This window comes from Campylobacter novaezeelandiae, assembly GCF_004323845.1.
Taxonomy (GTDB): Bacteria; Campylobacterota; Campylobacteria; order Campylobacterales; family Campylobacteraceae; genus Campylobacter_D; species Campylobacter_D novaezeelandiae.
In genome coordinates this window covers 1-15,971 of the sequence record NZ_QPGR01000004.1, presented here as the reverse complement: position 1 = coordinate 15,971, position 15,971 = coordinate 1, and the positions used below count along the sequence as shown (strand labels likewise).

Below are 15,971 nucleotides of genomic sequence, written 5' to 3'. Positions count from 1 at the left end.
ATTTTATATTTTTTTAAGTTTAAGTCTCTTAATTTAAGATATAATATTAAACAATCTTAAAACTTACCAAAAACAAAGGAAAACCATGTTACATGAATTTAGAGATTTAATATCATCATTAAAAGGTAAAGACGCTCACTTTGATAAGCTTTTTGATCAACACAATCAACTAGATGAAAAAATTAAAAATGCTGAAAATGGAACAATCTTTTTAAGCAATACAGAAATTTCAAAACTCAAAAAAGAGAAATTAATACTTAAAGACCAACTTAATGAATATCTTTCAAATTATAAAAAGGAGTCATAATGTTTAGTTCAAAGAATAGCCAAAATGATCTTAAATTTCTTGAAGAAGAAGTTAAAATCTATAAAGAAAAAATAAAAAATTTAGAAAATGAAAATTTGGATCTTAAAACAAAAATTACATCGCTTGAACAAGAAAGCTTAGAGTCAAAATTAAAAACAGATCTTTTAAAAATCTTATTAAATGGAGTTCTTAATAATATTAGCATTGTTCAAAATAATATGTTAGATAATGTCAATAAAGCTGAAATCATCTCACAATACTCCCAAAATTCTCTTAGTAAAATGGATGAACTTGATCATATTACCCATTCTATAACTTCTTCTTTAGAAGAAATTATAGAATCAGCAAATAAATCTCGTAATACTGCTGGAACTCTCCATAGAAGCGTTGATGAAATCACTAATGTTATAAATTTAATTAAAGACGTTTCAGATCAAACTAATCTTTTAGCATTAAACGCAGCAATAGAAGCTGCACGTGCAGGAGAATATGGACGTGGATTTGCCGTTGTTGCTGATGAAGTTAGAAAACTAGCAGAAAAGACACAAAAAGCTACAGCAGAAGTTGAAATGAATATCAATTTATTAAAACAAAATGCCAATGAAATGTATTCACAAAGCGAACAAGTTGAAAAAGTTTCTACTGATTCTAATTCTTATATACAAAATTTTTCAAATAAATTTAATGAATTGATTCAAGAATCCAACTTAACAAATGCCAATGCAAAAGATATAACTTCTGAAGCTTTTATTTCTTTAGCTAAGTTAGATCACGTTGCTTTTAAACTCAATGGCTATAAAGAAATTTTTGAAAAAACAGGAAATCAACTAGCAAATCATACCTCATGTCGTTTAGGAAAATGGTTAGCTAGCACAGGAAAAGAAAGATTTGGACATAGTAAAATATTCTCAAAAATTAATGAACCTCATCAAAAAGTTCACGAAAATATGAATTCTGCAATCAATATAGCTCACACTGAAGACTCATCAACTCAAGTAACACAAAACAAAATTACAGAAAAATGTCAAAATGCAGAAAATGCTTCTTTAGAACTTTTTGATATCTTTGAAGAAATGCTTAATGAAACAAGTCTATCACGCCAAAAAAATAATTTAGCTTAATTTTAAGCTAAATTGTATACTTTGGCTTTTTCTTTCATAAACCAAAAATAAGAATAATCAAGCAGAGAATTACGGATAATATTTTTTGTAAATTCCTCAAAATCCACAACTTTAACATAAACGGCTTCAATTTCTTCTGTGTCTATGCCTCCACCTTGACTTAATTTATCTTTTTGACTTATTTCTGCAAAATAAAGATTTTGTTTGCTAACCCCTGAACCAAAACCAGAATAAAACTCATTAATCTTTTCTAATTTTTTAGGATGAAAACCAAGCTCTTCTATACATTCTTCCTTGGCAATTTCTTCTATGCTTAAATTTTTATCAATTAGCCCAGAACAAAGCTCTATTGTATATCCTAAATTTTTATTTTCTTTATACTCTTTTAAACTTGTTTGATAGTGCCAAAGTGGAATTCTAAATTGTTTAACGAAAACAAAACTTTGTAAATCTACATGATATAGCAAAATAGATACGCTATCTTTAGCACAAATAAAATCCCAAGAATATTTTTTTCCCTTATATTCATAAGTATATCTTTTAGGTTGAATATAGGGCGAAGAAACAAATCTTTCTTCTTTTAATGTTTTTAAATTCATAATATTCCTTTAAAAACTTTTATTAAGTTATGAATTATATTCATTATAAATTCAAATCATTTAATTTTTTATAAATTTAAAAATCGTATTTATAACTTATCCAAAAGCTTCTACCTTCAGTATAATCTTGATATCGATTTGCATATCCTCCTGGCAATCCATTATTTGCATAACTAGTAATACCTGGATCAAAAAAGTTTTTATCAAAAAGATTTTGTATAGAAAAATTAAGAGTGCTATGCTTATCTACTTTATAATTTAACCCAATATCAACTATATAAAAAGGTTTATATTTTTGCCAAGGCAAAGGCTTATTATTTCCCCCTTTTGGCTTACTGATAGTATCAAGTCTTGCTCTTGTTTTTATATAAGAATTCAATTTACCTTTTTCGTAATTTAATTTTATCATAGCTATATGCCTTGGTAAATTCTCTATCCTATTGCCACCATAAATATTTTTTTTACCATTTTTATAGCGATTATCCATGAAAGTATAAGAAGAATTGATACTAAAACCATTATAAGATATAGTATTAAAGGCAAATTCTATTCCATTTGTTCTAGTTTTTCCTAAATTTATAGGTCTTGTACATGTTATACCACTACTACAATCTATACCATTTAAAGTTCCATCTAATTCTTCATTAGAAATTTGATTTTTAAAATCCGTCACAAAAGCAGTTATAGAATAATGTGCAAAATTAAATATTTTAAAATCTATACCAAGTTCATAATTTATACTTTCTTCAGGCTTTAAATCAGGATTTCCAAAAGAAGCGCTTCCATTGCCATAATTATAATATCCATTTGTAAGCTGTTTTACAGCAGGAATCTTATAGCCTTTTGATACTCCTCCTTTTAAAGTTGCATTGTCATTTAGATTGTAAACCAAATAAACTCTTGGAGTAAATTGTGAGTTAAATAAATCGCTATAATTATATCTTAACCCTGTAGTAAATATAAGATTATCGTTAATAAAATATTCATTCTCTGCATACAAGGCAGCTAATGTTTGATCTAAATTTTTTCCTTTAATTTCAGTTCCAGCAGATGAAGAATCATTTTTAAGCATTTCATAATCCAACCTTGCTCCAAAACTTGTAACAAAATTACCATATTTATTAAGATCAAATGGAACAACAGCTTTACTTTCAACTACAAAAATTTGACTATGTAAATCTATATCCTTTGTGCTTCCATACTGAAAATAGGAGTTAGTTGAAATCAAATTATACATTCCATCATGATTTAAAACTATATTGTCTTTAAATAATCTTCTCTCACTTTTTATCGCTCTGCCGCTAGTAGAATTTACACTTATTTCATTAATATAGCGTTCTAAATCTAAATATACGTCATTATTATCATTGACATTTAAATTAAATCTAGCGCCAAAACCTAAACTAGAAAAATATCCTGGAGAGTGACTAGCAATTTGATAATTAGATGGTTTCTGAGATGAACCTTGATATACAGGAGTTGGCCATTTTAAATCAGAATCTTTTTTATCATAATATTTAAATCTAGTAGAAACTGAAAATTTATTATCAATAATTGGTGTTGCTATATAAAAATTTAGTCCTCCTGCATTACCATATTTCTTAGGGTGATTTTGTAAAAGTGTATTAAATTCAATGCTTGCTTCAGTTTTATTGGGATTTTTTTTAGTAATAATATTAATAACACCTCCAACAGCATCACTTCCATAAAGAGTTGAAGCAGGACCCCTAATCACCTCTATGCGCTCAATCATTGATAAGGGAGGCAAGTATCCAGATTCACTTCCTCCAAAACCATTATCGTAAAAACCGTTTGCAACGCTTTGTCTTTTTCCATCAATTAATACAAGAGTATAACTAGAGCTAAAACCACGTATACTAAAATCGTAAGTTCCAGTTTTATTCATAGTTACATCAACTCCTGGGATATCGGCAATAGCTTCACCTATATCTTTAACAGGTTTTTGACTTAACTCTTCTTTTGTAATTATAGATATAGATGCAGGTGCATCTACTATGCTTTGCTCAAATCCACTTGCACTTATAACAGCTTCATTAAGTCTATACTGTTCTTGAGCATATGCACAAGAGCTTAAGAATAAAGAAAAAATAAAAAATTTATTTCTTGCAAATATTGGGGTTTTTAATTTTTTAGTCAAAATTTTTCCTTTAAAATAAAATTGATACTAAATATCAATTTTGAATTATAAGAGAACTAGCTTAAAATTTAATAAATAAAAAATTATTTATTAATAATATTTAATCAGCATAAAACAAAATTTAAAACAAATTATTGAATACAAAAAGTTAAAGAAAGTCTATAAAAATATTTTTTAACCAATATAAGCTAAAAAATATTTATCAAGAAATAAATATAAATCTAAATATTAAATAAAAAAATATAATAAATTTTTATATTTTTAAGAATATTCAGTATAAGATCCAAGTTTAAGAATTTTTTTCATACGATTAGAAACAAGTTCTCTTTTATCAATACCTTCAAGTTCTTCTAAAGATTTTTTAACGTAATTTGCTATAGCAACAGCTGCACCTTCTTTATTTCGATGTGCTCCATTTAAAGGCTCTTCTATGACATCATCTATTAAAGATTGAGATTTAAGATCATCTGCTGTGATTTTCATAGCCTTTGCTGCTACTTCATTTTTTAAAGGATCATTCCAAAGTATCGCTGCACAACCCTCTGGAGAGATAACTGAAAAAACAGAATTTTTCATCATTGCAAGCTTATCTGCAACACCTATAGCTAAAGCTCCTCCGCTACCTCCTTCGCCAATAACTACAGCAATGGTAATAGTTTTAAGATCGCTTAATTCATACAAATTACGCGCTATAGCTTCACTTTGACCTCTTTCTTCAGCCTCAATACCTGGATAAGCTCCTGGGGTATCAATTAAAAAAAGTATAGGAATTTCAAATTTTTCAGCAAGTTTTGCAACTCTTAAAGCTTTACGATATCCTTCAGGATGAGGCATACCAAAATTCCTTAGAATTTTATCTTTAGTTCCTCTTCCTTTTTGCTCACCTATAACAATAAGTCTTTTTTGACCCAAATAACCCATAAAACAAACAATAGAAGGATCATCTTTAAAAGATCGATCTCCATGAATTTCATGAGCGTCATTTAAAATAAGATGAATATAATCTAAAGCATAAGGACGATCTGGATGTCTAGCAAGTTGCAAACGACCAAAATCACTTAAATTTTTATAAGTCTTTTGTATTTCTTTTTCAAGATTTTTTTGCAAGATAGCAACAGCTTCAAAATCGCCCTTATTTTTAGCATTAATAATATCTTGATCAATTTGTTCAATATTTTTTTCAAAATCTAAATATGAAGCCATTATTAATTATCTACTTTTTTAAAAATCACACAACCATTTGTGCCACCAAATCCAAATGAATTGCTCATAGCAACCTTTAAATTCATTTCTCTAGCTTTATTTGGCACATAATCAAGATCACATTCTTCATCTTGAACTAATTGATTAATAGTTGGTGGGACAATATTTTGTTTTAAAGCCATAATACTAATAACAGCTTCAATAGCCCCAGCAGCTCCCAAACAATGACCTATTTGACCTTTAGTAGAGCTTACCAAAGGAATATCATTTCCAAAAAGTGCTTTAATTGCTGCTGTCTCATTTCTATCATTAACTGGAGTTGAAGTTCCATGTGCATTAATATAATCAATTTTTACATTACCAGCCATCTTTAAAGCTTTTTGCATAGCTCTAAGTGGACCATCTAAAGTAGGCGAAGTAATATGATGTGCATCAGCACTCTCTCCAAACCCTATAAGTTCAGCATATATATGAGCACCCCTTTTTTTGGCTTCCTCATACTCTTCAAAAACTAAAGCTCCAGCTCCCTCTCCCATAACAAAACCATCTCTTTCTTTATCAAAAGGTCTAGAAGCTCTTTGAGGATCATCATTTCTTGTTGACAATGCTTTCATTGATGCAAAACCACCAATTCCTACAGGACAAATAGCCGCTTCTGCACCTACAACAAGCATTTTACTAGCTGTTCCTAAAACTATACTTTTATAAGCTTCAGCTATAGCATGAGTTCCCGCCGCACAAGCTGTTACACAAGAAATATTTGGCCCTTTTAAAGAATACTCTATAGAAATTAATCCACCTAGCATATTCACAAGTGCTGATGGAATAAAAAATGGAGAAATTCTACGCGCACCCTTTTCAAGACAAATTATAGAATTCTTTTCTATATTAGGCAAACCACCTATACCAGCTGCTGAAACAATACCAAATTCTTCTTCTTGAAAATTTTCATCAAAATTAGCATCTTGCATTGCTTCTTTTGCTGCTTTTATTCCAAGCTGTATAAAACGATCAATTTTTTTAACTTCTTTAGCGTCAATAACTTCTAGTGGATCAAAATTTTTTACTTCAGCAGCTATTCTTACAGGAAAATTACTACTATCAAAAAGAGTAATATTTCCAACGCCACTCTTACCTTCACAAATTGCTCCAAAAGAGTCATTTTTATTTAGACCAAGAGCATTGATCATTCCAATACCTGTAACTACAACTCTTTTCAAAAATAGCTTCCTTATTATAAGAATTTAAAATTATTTTTTAAGATTATCAATATAATTTACAACATCCTCAATTTTAATAAGCTTCTCAGCATCACTATCAGGGATTTCTATACCAAATTTTTCCTCTAAAGCCATAATAAGCTCAACAACATCTAAAGAATCTGCACCTAAATCTTCAATTATCTTAGAATCCATTTTTACCGCATCTGCATCTATACTTAATTGCTCTACTACAACTGATTTTACATCATCAAAAGTTGCCATTATCTATCTCCTTGAATTTAAAATAACGCGTATTTTATCCTAAAAAGCTTAAAAATACAATATTACTTTTTTATAATCTTCAAACTTATTCTATTATTCTCTTCGCTAAAAGTATAAATTAAGTCTTCACTTGGATAAGAAATACTTTTTTCTTTAAAGTCTTTTTTATTATCTAAAAGAATTTTATCTAATAAAGTTGGCAATTCTTTTTTAATTAAAAGTTTTGTAGGTATTCCCATACCGTGATTTAGATCTTTTATGAATTTATGATCTATATCTTTTTCACTGATTTCATAAAGACAAGCATCAAAATTTAAATCCCTAAATTCTTTATATAAAATTCTTTTTTCTTCTAAAGAAAGATATTGATCTTTTACAGAAAAATAACTCACATATTTTGTATTGGCATATTTGCTTTGTATTATAAGATGATCTTCTTCTAAAATGTTTCTTATTTTTCTTCTTGCCGGAGAAAAAAAGTTTTTTGCTTCTTTATTACTGGTCCAAAATGTTTTTGTGGAACAATGAGTATTAATATGATGAAAAAAATCAAAAGTTGAAAATTCAGCATATTGCATAAAATCAATCTCTTTGCCAAAACCTACAACCCTCCAAGGAAATTTAGCTCCACTAGAATTATCAATCACTCCATCTATAAGCCAAGGGGCAATTTTAGCCGCAAGGTGTGATAAATATCCTCCGTGAGAAGTCCCTATCATGATAATAGCTAAATCCCCCCCCCCAGAAATTTTAAATGGAGGATTTGCTTTAATAAAAAGCAAAGCATTGATTAAATCTTGTGCTTGCATAATGCCAAAATTTTGATATTCATTTTTACTAGGCTGTAAACTTACATGAAGGTTTAAAAAATAATTAGGATTTAATTTCCCTTCAAATTTTCTTCTAGCTAAATTTTGATTGACAAAATGAAAAACTTCACTCATTTTTTCATAATTATTAATATCTTTAACCTCTAAAGGAAGTTCTAAATTGATAGCTTTGCAACTTTCACTTAAAATAAGCTTATCAATATCATCTAAATAAAAACTAGAACCTGTTTGAGGACGATTGCCTATGCAGTGATAATTAACTCCTACAATAGCAATATCTAAATTTTTGATTAAATCTCTAGCAACAAAATCTAAATAAGGATCATTACAATCAGTTCCAAGCCCTTGATTGATAAAAACTAAAGCTTTTACTTCTTTAGCATCATCAAACCAAAGCTTAAATTCAAGCTTTGATTCTCTTTTTATATTAAGCTCAACATCATCACAAGAAGTGATTTCATAGGTTTTTTTATTTATCATTACATATAAAGTCCGCCATTAATTTTAAGAGAGTCTCCTGTCACATAAGAAGCATAATCACTAAGCAAAAATGCTACACAATAAGCAACTTCGCAAGGTTCAGCAAAACGTTTTAAAGGGATATTATCTTCATAAGATTTTTTAATTTCTTCGCTTAAAACCTCTGTCATATCGCTTTTAATAAATCCAGGCGTTACAACATTAAAACGAATATTACGACTCGCACCCTCTTTTGCAAAAGATTTAGTCATAGCAATCATTCCACCTTTACTAGCAGAATAATTCACTTGTCCAACATTGCCCATTTCTCCCACTATAGAAGCTATATTTACAACAGCTCCAAAACGTTTTTTACTCATTATTTTTAATGCTTCCTTACAACCTAAAAATGCTGAATTTAAATTCGCATTAATTACTTCAGTAAAATCTTCTAATTTCATTCTTAAGGCTAATTTATCATTTGTAATTCCTGCATTATTTACCAAATAACTAAGTTCTCCATCGCTTTCTATGATAGTCTTAATAGCAGCTTCAAATTCATCCTCTTTGCTTGCATCAAATTTAATTACAGCAGCTTTGCCACCTTTTGATTCAATTTCCTCTTTTAAGGCATCTGCAAGTTTATGATCTCCTCTATAATTAATCCAAACTTTAAGATCAAATTCTGCTAAAACTCTTGCAATATATGAGCCTATGCCCTTACTTGATCCTGTGATTAAAACATTTTTTCCGCTAAATTTCATTTTTACTCCTTTTTTATTTTAAAATTATACAATGCTTTAGTAATTAAATTAATTTATACCCAATTTAAAACAAAGCTTCATTCATTTCTTTTGGGATATTAATCCCCATGATCTTTAAAATGCTAGCAGCTATATTACTAAGTCCCTTACCTTCTTTAAGCTTCGTAATATTTTTTGCCTCAATAAAAGCAAATACATCAAAAGTTGTATGATTGGTAAGCGACTCCCCTTTCTTATTTTGCATAGCTTCACAATTGCCATGATCACTTGTAATAATAAAAGCATAATCTTGCTCTCTAGCTTTTTTTATAATTTCTCCTAAACAATCATCTACAGCTTCTACAGCCTTAACAGCCGCTTTAAAATCTCCAGTATGTCCTACCATATCTCCATTGGCAAAATTAACAACTATAAAATCTTCTTGATTTTCTATACCTTTTAACACCACTTCAAGCACTTCATAAGCACTCATTTGAGGCATCAAATCGTAAGTTTTTACCTTAGGGCTTGGGATTAAAACCCTTGTTTCATTTTCAAGAACTTCTTCTTTTCCTCCATTGAAAAAGAAAGTTACATGAGCATATTTTTCAGTCTCTGCTGTATGAAGTTGTCTTAAACCAGCCAAAGAAATAGTCTCAGCCAAGGTATTATCAATCTTTTCTTTTTCAAATAACACTGGAATATTATATTTATCATCATAAACAGTCATTGTAAGTAAATTTTTGAAAATTTTTTCACGCTTAAATTCTTTAAAATTTCCATCATTTAAAACTTCAATAATCTGTTTCATTCTATCATTTCTAAAATTAATAAAAATAAGTCCATCTTCTTCATTAATTCCCTCAAATTTAGGATTAATTATAGACTCTAAAAACTCATCGGTAATATCTTTATCATAAGAATTTTGAATATGCTCAACAAAATCACTATTTTTTAACACTTTAGCTAATAAACAATCATAATATTTTTGTGTTCTCTCCCATCTTTTATCCCTATCCATAGCATAAAATCTTCCGCATAAACTTGCAAATTGAATATCTTTTTCTTGACAAAATTTTATTAAATCTTTAGCGAAATTTATACCACTTTTAGGACTTGTATCCCTACCATCACTTATCATATGCGCATAAACTTCATTACCTGCATCTTTGCACATTTTAAGCAAAGCTTTAAAATGCATATGGCTTGAATGTACCCCTCCATCACTATATAAACCTATAATATGAATTTTCTTGCATTTTTTTAAAATATTTTGAAGATTAGTGCTATCTTTTAAAGTATTATTTTCTATAGCCTTATTAATTCTTACTAAATTTTGATAAATAATGCGTCCACTTCCTATACACATATGCCCTACTTCACTATTACCCATTTGTCCCTCTGGTAAACCTACTGCTAAACCACTGGTTTTAATAAGAGTATGAGGCACTTCTTTAAAAAGTTTTTCATAATTTGGCTTTTTGGCATGAAAAAAAGCATTAAATTCACTATCTGGATTATACCCTACACCATCTGTTATAACTAAAATACATTTTTGTTTCATTTTTTAAACTCTTTATAAGAATATTTTTTGCTTGATTTTACTAAAATTAAACTTTAAAAACAAAAAAAGGCTTTACATTTGTATTATTTATCTTATTTTAGTGATTATGCTTTTTTTACTTATATTAGCGTGCGTGCAGGATTTGCATTTTTCATTGCCCTTTGTCTTACTTTATTTATTATTCCAAAATTTATAAAATGGGCAAAAACAAAAAATGCTAATCAACCTATATACGAATACGCTCCACAAAATCATCAAATGAAATCAAAAACACCAACAATGGGTGGGATTGTCTTTATATCTTGTGCTGTTATTGCAAGTTTAATATGCATAAAATTTGATAATTATTTTGCTCTTTTGACCCTTTTATGTCTTATTTTATTTTCGCTTATAGGTCTTATTGATGATCTAGGTAAAATTCTTTATCAAAACAATCACAGTGGTCTTAGTGCTAGGGCTAAATTTATAGCTCAAATCATTGCTTCTTTGCTTTGTTGTGTGCCACTTTATTTTTATGGATTTAATACAGATTTATATATCCCTTTTTACAAACATCCTCTTTTTGATTTATCTCTTTTTGCTATAGTCTTTTGGATTTTAGTTTTAATTTCAAGTTCTAATGCAGTAAATTTAACAGATGGACTTGATGGATTAGCAACGGTTCCTTCTATATTTTCTCTTTCAACTTTAGCAATTTTTATTTATTTAAGCGGAAATCTTAATTACAGCGAGTATTTGCTTTTGCCTAAAATTCAAAATCTTGGAGAAGTTGCAATTGTTTGTGCGGCTTTAATTGGAGCTTTAATGGGGTTTTTATGGTATAACTGCTATCCAGCACAAATTTTTATGGGAGATAGTGGCAGTTTAAGCATAGGAGCTTTTATAGGGTTTTTAGCAGTTATTAGTAAAAATGAAATTTTACTTTTACTTATAGGATTTGTTTTTGTTCTTGAAACCATATCAGTTATTTTGCAAGTTGGAAGTTTTAAAATATTTCATAAAAGAGTATTTAAAATGGCTCCTATCCATCATCATTTTGAAAAAGTAGGCTGGGTAGAGAATAAAATCATTGTGCGTTTTTGGATGATAGCTTTACTTACCAATTTAATCGCCCTTGCCTCAATAAAATTAAGATGAAAAAATCTTTATTTGGTTACGGAACAACCACTAAAGCTTTAGCGCAAAAATTAGGTGGCTTTGATATTTATGATGATAATTTTAAAAAGCCTTTAAAAGATGAATTTAATAACAATTTATTACCTACAAATCATTTTAACCCTTCTTTAAGTTCACTTGAAATAGTAAGCCCAGGTTTTCCAAAAGATCATATCTTAGTTAAACAAGCTAGAAATTTAATCAGTGAATATGATTTCTTTTATGACATTATGCCAAGAAGTGTTTGGATTAGCGGAACAAATGGAAAAACAACAACAACACAAATAACCCAACATCTCTTAAAACATGTAGGAGCTGTTATGGGCGCAAATATAGGCATACCTTTAGCTAATTTAAATCCTTATGCAAAATTATGGATACTTGAAACTTCATCTTTTACTCTTCATTATACAAAATTAGCAAAACCCGAAATTTATGCCCTTTTGCCTATAAGCACAGATCATATCTCTTGGCATGGAAGTTTTAAAGCCTATGAAGAAGCCAAACTTAGTGTTTTATATAGAATGCAAAAATGTGATAAAGTTATACTTCCTCAAATATATGCTGATATTCCTACAAAAGCGGATAAAATTACTTATAAAGATGAAAAAGATTTAGCACAGAAAATGGAAATTGATCTAAAAAAAGTTAATTTTAAAAAACCTTTTTTAATCGATGCTCTTATAGCTTGTAGTATAAAAAAAATTATCCTTAAAGATATCAATTATAAACTTTTATCCACTTTTAAAATGGAAGAAAATAAATTAGAAGAATTAAAAGATCATCTAGGAAGAACTTGGATCAATGATACAAAAGCTACTAATGAAAATGCCACTTTAGAAGCGCTTAAACGCTATAAAGATAAAAAAATTTATCTTATCATAGGGGGTGATGATAAAGGAATGGAATTTAACAACTTATTCAATTTTATGCAAAAACTAGATATAGCTTTATACATCATAGGATCAAATATACAAAAACTTAATTCTTATGCTAAAGATTATAAAATAAAAGCTTATCAATGCCATTTTCTAAAAGATGCTATCAAAGAAATTTCAAAAGAATTAAAAAATAACGAAATTGCTATACTAAGTCCTGCTTGTGCAAGTTTGGATCAATTTAGCTCCTATAAAGAACGAGGAGAGATATTTAAAAAAGAAATCAAAGACTTAAATAATTAAAAAGCTTAAATTTTTAAACTTTTTAATTTGGATTATTAAATTAAATTTTTATCTTTCAAAATTACATAAAGTCTTATAGTTGAAATAAAAAAAGTTAAAATTGCTGGACCTAAAATAATACCCCAAAACCCAAAACTAGAAATTCCAGCGATCATTGCTAAAAAAATCAAGAATTCATTGATATTCGTAGGAGTTTTAACAAGTTTTTCATTAATCCATTTGATAATTAAAGGCTTGATTAAAGTGTCCGCAAAAAAAGATATTACCAAAACAGAATAACCAAAAATCCAAAAAGCAGCTTTTTGATTACTCATAGCAAATTCATAAAGACTAATAGGTATATAAATTAAAGCACCGCCAATAGCAGGAATTAAAGAACTTATTGAAAAAATAGCACCCATTAAAAATCCATTATAACCAAAAACAGCAGTAATAATTGCAAATAATGCACCTTGAAAAATAGCAACAATAACCATAGAATAAAGCACCACAGCCATAACATTGCTTACTTCGCTTAATACATCTTCAAGCTCCTTTTTCTCAATAGGCACTATAGATTTTATATAAATAACAAGCTCTGTTCCATAAAGATTTGCAAAAAAATAAAATACACAAATTAATACCATATCAATCAAAAATTTAGCTCCACTTTTTGTAAAATTTGAAGCATAACTTAAAGACTGTTTTGAAAGGGTATTAAGATCAATATTGGCTAAAAATTCTTTTATTTTTGGTTCTAAAAAATTCAAAGATTCAGGAAGAGAAAATTCGTAATTTTTAATATAATCTAAAGTATGAGTAATGGTATTTATATCAAAATTTTTTAAAACTCTGGCAAATTCTATCATGGCATAAACAAAAGGGGCAAAGAAAAGAGCAACAATACAAGCAGTAGTCATACAAGTTGCTAAAAATTTACGACCTTTAGTTAAATTTAAAAATCTCAAATGCAAGTTAGAAGTAGCCACAGCCATTAAAATAGCAATTATCATAACAAGTAAAAAATTTTTAAAAAGATAAAGCAAAAGCGTTAAAACAACCAAAATAAAGCATATTAAAAATATTTTACCATTTTTCATATAAATTTAATCCTCAAATAAATTTTTTTGATAATTTAATTTCAAAACTCTAAAGCTCTTTGCACTTGCAATTCTTCCTTTAGCCGTTCTTTCTATATAGCCATTAGCAAGCAAATAAGGCTCAATCACGTCTTCAATGGTATTTTCATCTTCACTTAATGCAGCAGCAATACTAGCAAGCCCAATAGGTTTTTGTTTCGCAGAAGTTAAAAGTTCTAAATACCTTAAGTCCATAGCATCAAAACCAAGCTCATTAACCCCTAAAGAATTTAAAGCCTCTTTAGCTCTTTCTTCGCTAATATTTTCCTCATCATTTACATCAGCAAAATCCCTTACTCTTTTTAAAAGCCTTAAAGCAATTCTTGGCGTAGAACGCGATCTTTTAGCGATTTCAAGAGCTGCTTTTTTATCGCAAATTTTACCAAGTTTATTTGCTGCTTTTTGTAAAATAAGGGCTAATTCTTCATTTTTATAAAATTCTAAACGAAATTGCATTCCAAAACGATCTCTTAAAGGATTACTAAGCATTCCTGCTCTAGTCGTAGCACCGATTAAAGTAAATTTAGGCAAATCGATTTTAATCGTTTGTGCAGCAGGGCCACTTCCTATAATGATATCAAGCCTATAATCTTCCATAGCAGGATAAAGCACCTCTTCTATGGCAGGACTTAAGCGATGAATTTCATCTATAAAAAGAATATCGCCTTCGCTAAGATTAGTCAAAATAGCAGCTAAATCTCCACTTTTTTCTATCATAGGAGCTGCAGTTGTTTTAATATTTGCATTCATTTCATAAGAGATAATATTAGCCAAGGTTGTTTTTCCAAGTCCTGCGGGTCCGCTAAAAAGAATATGATCTAAACATTCCTTACGTTTTTTGGCGGCACTGATAAAAATATGAAGATTTTTTTTGATATTTTCCTGACCAATATAACCATCAAAATTTGATGGTCTTAGCGAAGTTTCATAAGTTTCATCTAGGGAAAATTTTTCTATTTCTACAATTCTATCCATTTTAAACTGCTTTAAAAAATTAAAAGAGAATTTTAACAAAGTATAGTTTTAATTTTTATAAAGACTATTTATATTTTAAGAAATTTTTCAAAAATAAATAAAACTTTATCACTAAGCATTGCTCATTAACTTTTAAAATTTAGTTTTTAGCTAAAATTTGATAAAATTTAAATTGAACTTTAAAATAATGGTTTAAAAATGGGGATTTTAACAAAATTAGAATTAGATTATGAAATTGATGATATAGAAAAATTTTTGCAATTTTTTAGAACCATGTGTGATCGCTTTGAACCATTGATCATAAAATTAGGCACAGATAAACAAAAATATAAAGAAGCTGTAAAAGAGCTTGAAACTCTAGCACACAATACTGCTTGGGCTGCAAGACGTTTAGAGCTTAATGAAGTAACAGATTTTTGCGTATTTTGTGAAGAAATGATGATTCAAGCAAGCCGTTTTGAAGGTCCTGCAAGCGAAGAATTTACAGATTGGATGCTTTTAATGAGTGATCAATTTGAAAAATACTGCAGATCTTACGAAAATGACGATTCTGTTTTAGCTATTTTTAATCCTTTAATTGTTAATGTTCCAAATATTATTTCTAAATAATGGGAGCGACTTGGCTTCGACAGGAGTAAGTTTGCAAAGATGGCATACCGCTTTGGGCAAAGCGTTAAAAGCCTAAATTAAAATTAAACGCAAACAACGTAAAATTTGCTCCTGCTTACGCTAAAGCTGCGTAAGTTCAGTTGAGCCCGAATTTTAAACAATACTATCTAATTTAAAATTTGGTCATTACAAGATAGTGTAGTCTTTGACTTGACACATCAAAGATGAAATAAAGTCTTAGCCAGATCATAAAGTTTTGGAAGATGAGCTTGATTTGGTGAAATTTTCATCTTTACTAAGTATGTAGAGGTCTTTGTGGAATTATTTTTGGACAGGGGTTCAATTCCCCTCGCTTCCACCATCATTTAATTTCTTAAAATTTAAAAACCTTTCAAAATATCTATTTTTCAGTATTCTTATTATTTCATTTGATTTATAATAATTGCAATTTTTTCTATTTTTTCT

At 28.8% G+C, this 15,971-nt stretch carries 15 protein-coding genes and 1 other RNA gene; 6 read left to right on the top strand and 10 right to left on the bottom strand.

Translation table 11 applies throughout. From position 1 onward, the window contains the following. The first annotated feature begins 85 nt into the window (after positions 1-85). Together DU473_RS03035 and DU473_RS03030 are read left to right on the top strand one after the other, a co-directional pair. Positions 86-307 (top strand): HP1242/YdcH family protein, encoded by a 222-nt coding sequence (locus tag DU473_RS03035; protein WP_131163646.1) that lies wholly within the window; start codon positions 86-88, stop codon positions 305-307. Continuing rightward, positions 307-1,428, top strand: a complete 1,122-nt coding sequence (locus DU473_RS03030; RefSeq protein WP_131186503.1) for a methyl-accepting chemotaxis protein — start codon at positions 307-309, stop codon at positions 1,426-1,428. The genes DU473_RS03035 and DU473_RS03030 overlap by 1 nt, the downstream gene beginning before the upstream one ends. 2 nt (positions 1,429-1,430) lie before the next feature. Here the strand turns inward: DU473_RS03030 and DU473_RS03025 are convergent, their stop codons facing one another. From DU473_RS03025 to gpmI, 8 genes are all read right to left on the bottom strand, one after another. Continuing rightward, positions 1,431-2,027 (bottom strand): NUDIX hydrolase, encoded by a 597-nt coding sequence (locus tag DU473_RS03025; protein ID WP_131186502.1) that lies wholly within the window; start codon positions 2,025-2,027, stop codon positions 1,431-1,433. 76 nt (positions 2,028-2,103) lie between these two features. Next, positions 2,104-4,188 (bottom strand): TonB-dependent receptor domain-containing protein, encoded by a 2,085-nt coding sequence (locus DU473_RS03020; protein WP_438830690.1) that lies wholly within the window; start codon positions 4,186-4,188, stop codon positions 2,104-2,106. A 258-nt stretch (positions 4,189-4,446) separates the two neighbouring features. Continuing rightward, a complete protein-coding gene (locus DU473_RS03015) occupies positions 4,447-5,388 on the bottom strand; it encodes an acetyl-CoA carboxylase carboxyltransferase subunit alpha (RefSeq protein ID WP_131163649.1) in 942 nt (313 codons plus the stop codon). A 2-nt stretch (positions 5,389-5,390) separates the two neighbouring features. After that, positions 5,391-6,608: a beta-ketoacyl-ACP synthase II gene (locus DU473_RS03010; protein WP_131163650.1), complete on the bottom strand. Its 1,218-nt coding sequence runs from the start codon at positions 6,606-6,608 to the stop codon at positions 5,391-5,393. A gap of 30 nt (positions 6,609-6,638) precedes the next feature. After that, positions 6,639-6,872 carry an acyl carrier protein gene (gene acpP, locus DU473_RS03005; protein WP_131163651.1) on the bottom strand — a complete coding sequence of 78 codons (234 nt, stop codon included), beginning with the start codon at positions 6,870-6,872 and terminating at the stop codon, positions 6,639-6,641. A 62-nt stretch (positions 6,873-6,934) separates the two neighbouring features. After that, positions 6,935-8,182, bottom strand: coding sequence for a DUF2920 family protein (locus tag DU473_RS03000; RefSeq protein ID WP_131186501.1), 1,248 nt, complete (start codon positions 8,180-8,182; stop codon positions 6,935-6,937). After that, positions 8,182-8,925, bottom strand: a complete 744-nt coding sequence (fabG, locus tag DU473_RS02995) for a 3-oxoacyl-ACP reductase FabG (RefSeq protein WP_131163653.1) — start codon at positions 8,923-8,925, stop codon at positions 8,182-8,184. The genes DU473_RS03000 and fabG overlap by 1 nt, the downstream gene beginning before the upstream one ends. Positions 8,926-8,989: 64 nt before the next feature. Then, positions 8,990-10,468 (bottom strand): 2,3-bisphosphoglycerate-independent phosphoglycerate mutase, encoded by a 1,479-nt coding sequence (gene gpmI / locus DU473_RS02990; RefSeq protein ID WP_131163654.1) that lies wholly within the window; start codon positions 10,466-10,468, stop codon positions 8,990-8,992. A 78-nt stretch (positions 10,469-10,546) separates the two neighbouring features. On the opposite strand from gpmI, the gene mraY reads away from it, so the two are divergent. Together mraY and murD are read left to right on the top strand one after the other, a co-directional pair. Next, positions 10,547-11,605: a phospho-N-acetylmuramoyl-pentapeptide-transferase gene (gene mraY / locus DU473_RS02985; RefSeq protein WP_131166353.1), complete on the top strand. Its 1,059-nt coding sequence runs from the start codon at positions 10,547-10,549 to the stop codon at positions 11,603-11,605. Beyond that, positions 11,602-12,804, top strand: coding sequence for a UDP-N-acetylmuramoyl-L-alanine--D-glutamate ligase (gene murD, locus DU473_RS02980; protein WP_131186500.1), 1,203 nt, complete (start codon positions 11,602-11,604; stop codon positions 12,802-12,804). The genes mraY and murD overlap by 4 nt, the downstream gene beginning before the upstream one ends. A gap of 35 nt (positions 12,805-12,839) precedes the next feature. On the opposite strand, the gene DU473_RS02975 is transcribed toward murD, so the two are convergent. Beyond that, positions 12,840-13,883, bottom strand: coding sequence for an AI-2E family transporter (locus DU473_RS02975; protein ID WP_131186499.1), 1,044 nt, complete (start codon positions 13,881-13,883; stop codon positions 12,840-12,842). Between the two features lie 6 nt (positions 13,884-13,889). Beyond that, a complete protein-coding gene (gene ruvB / locus DU473_RS02970) occupies positions 13,890-14,897 on the bottom strand; it encodes a Holliday junction branch migration DNA helicase RuvB (RefSeq protein WP_131163658.1) in 1,008 nt (335 codons plus the stop codon). Between the two features lie 198 nt (positions 14,898-15,095). On the opposite strand from ruvB, the gene DU473_RS02965 reads away from it, so the two are divergent. Next, a complete protein-coding gene (locus DU473_RS02965) occupies positions 15,096-15,506 on the top strand; it encodes a histidine phosphotransferase (RefSeq protein WP_131163659.1) in 411 nt (136 codons plus the stop codon). 1 nt (position 15,507) lies between these two features. Further along, positions 15,508-15,867: a transfer-messenger RNA gene (ssrA, locus tag DU473_RS02960) on the top strand. Positions 15,868-15,971: the final 104 nt, after the last annotated feature.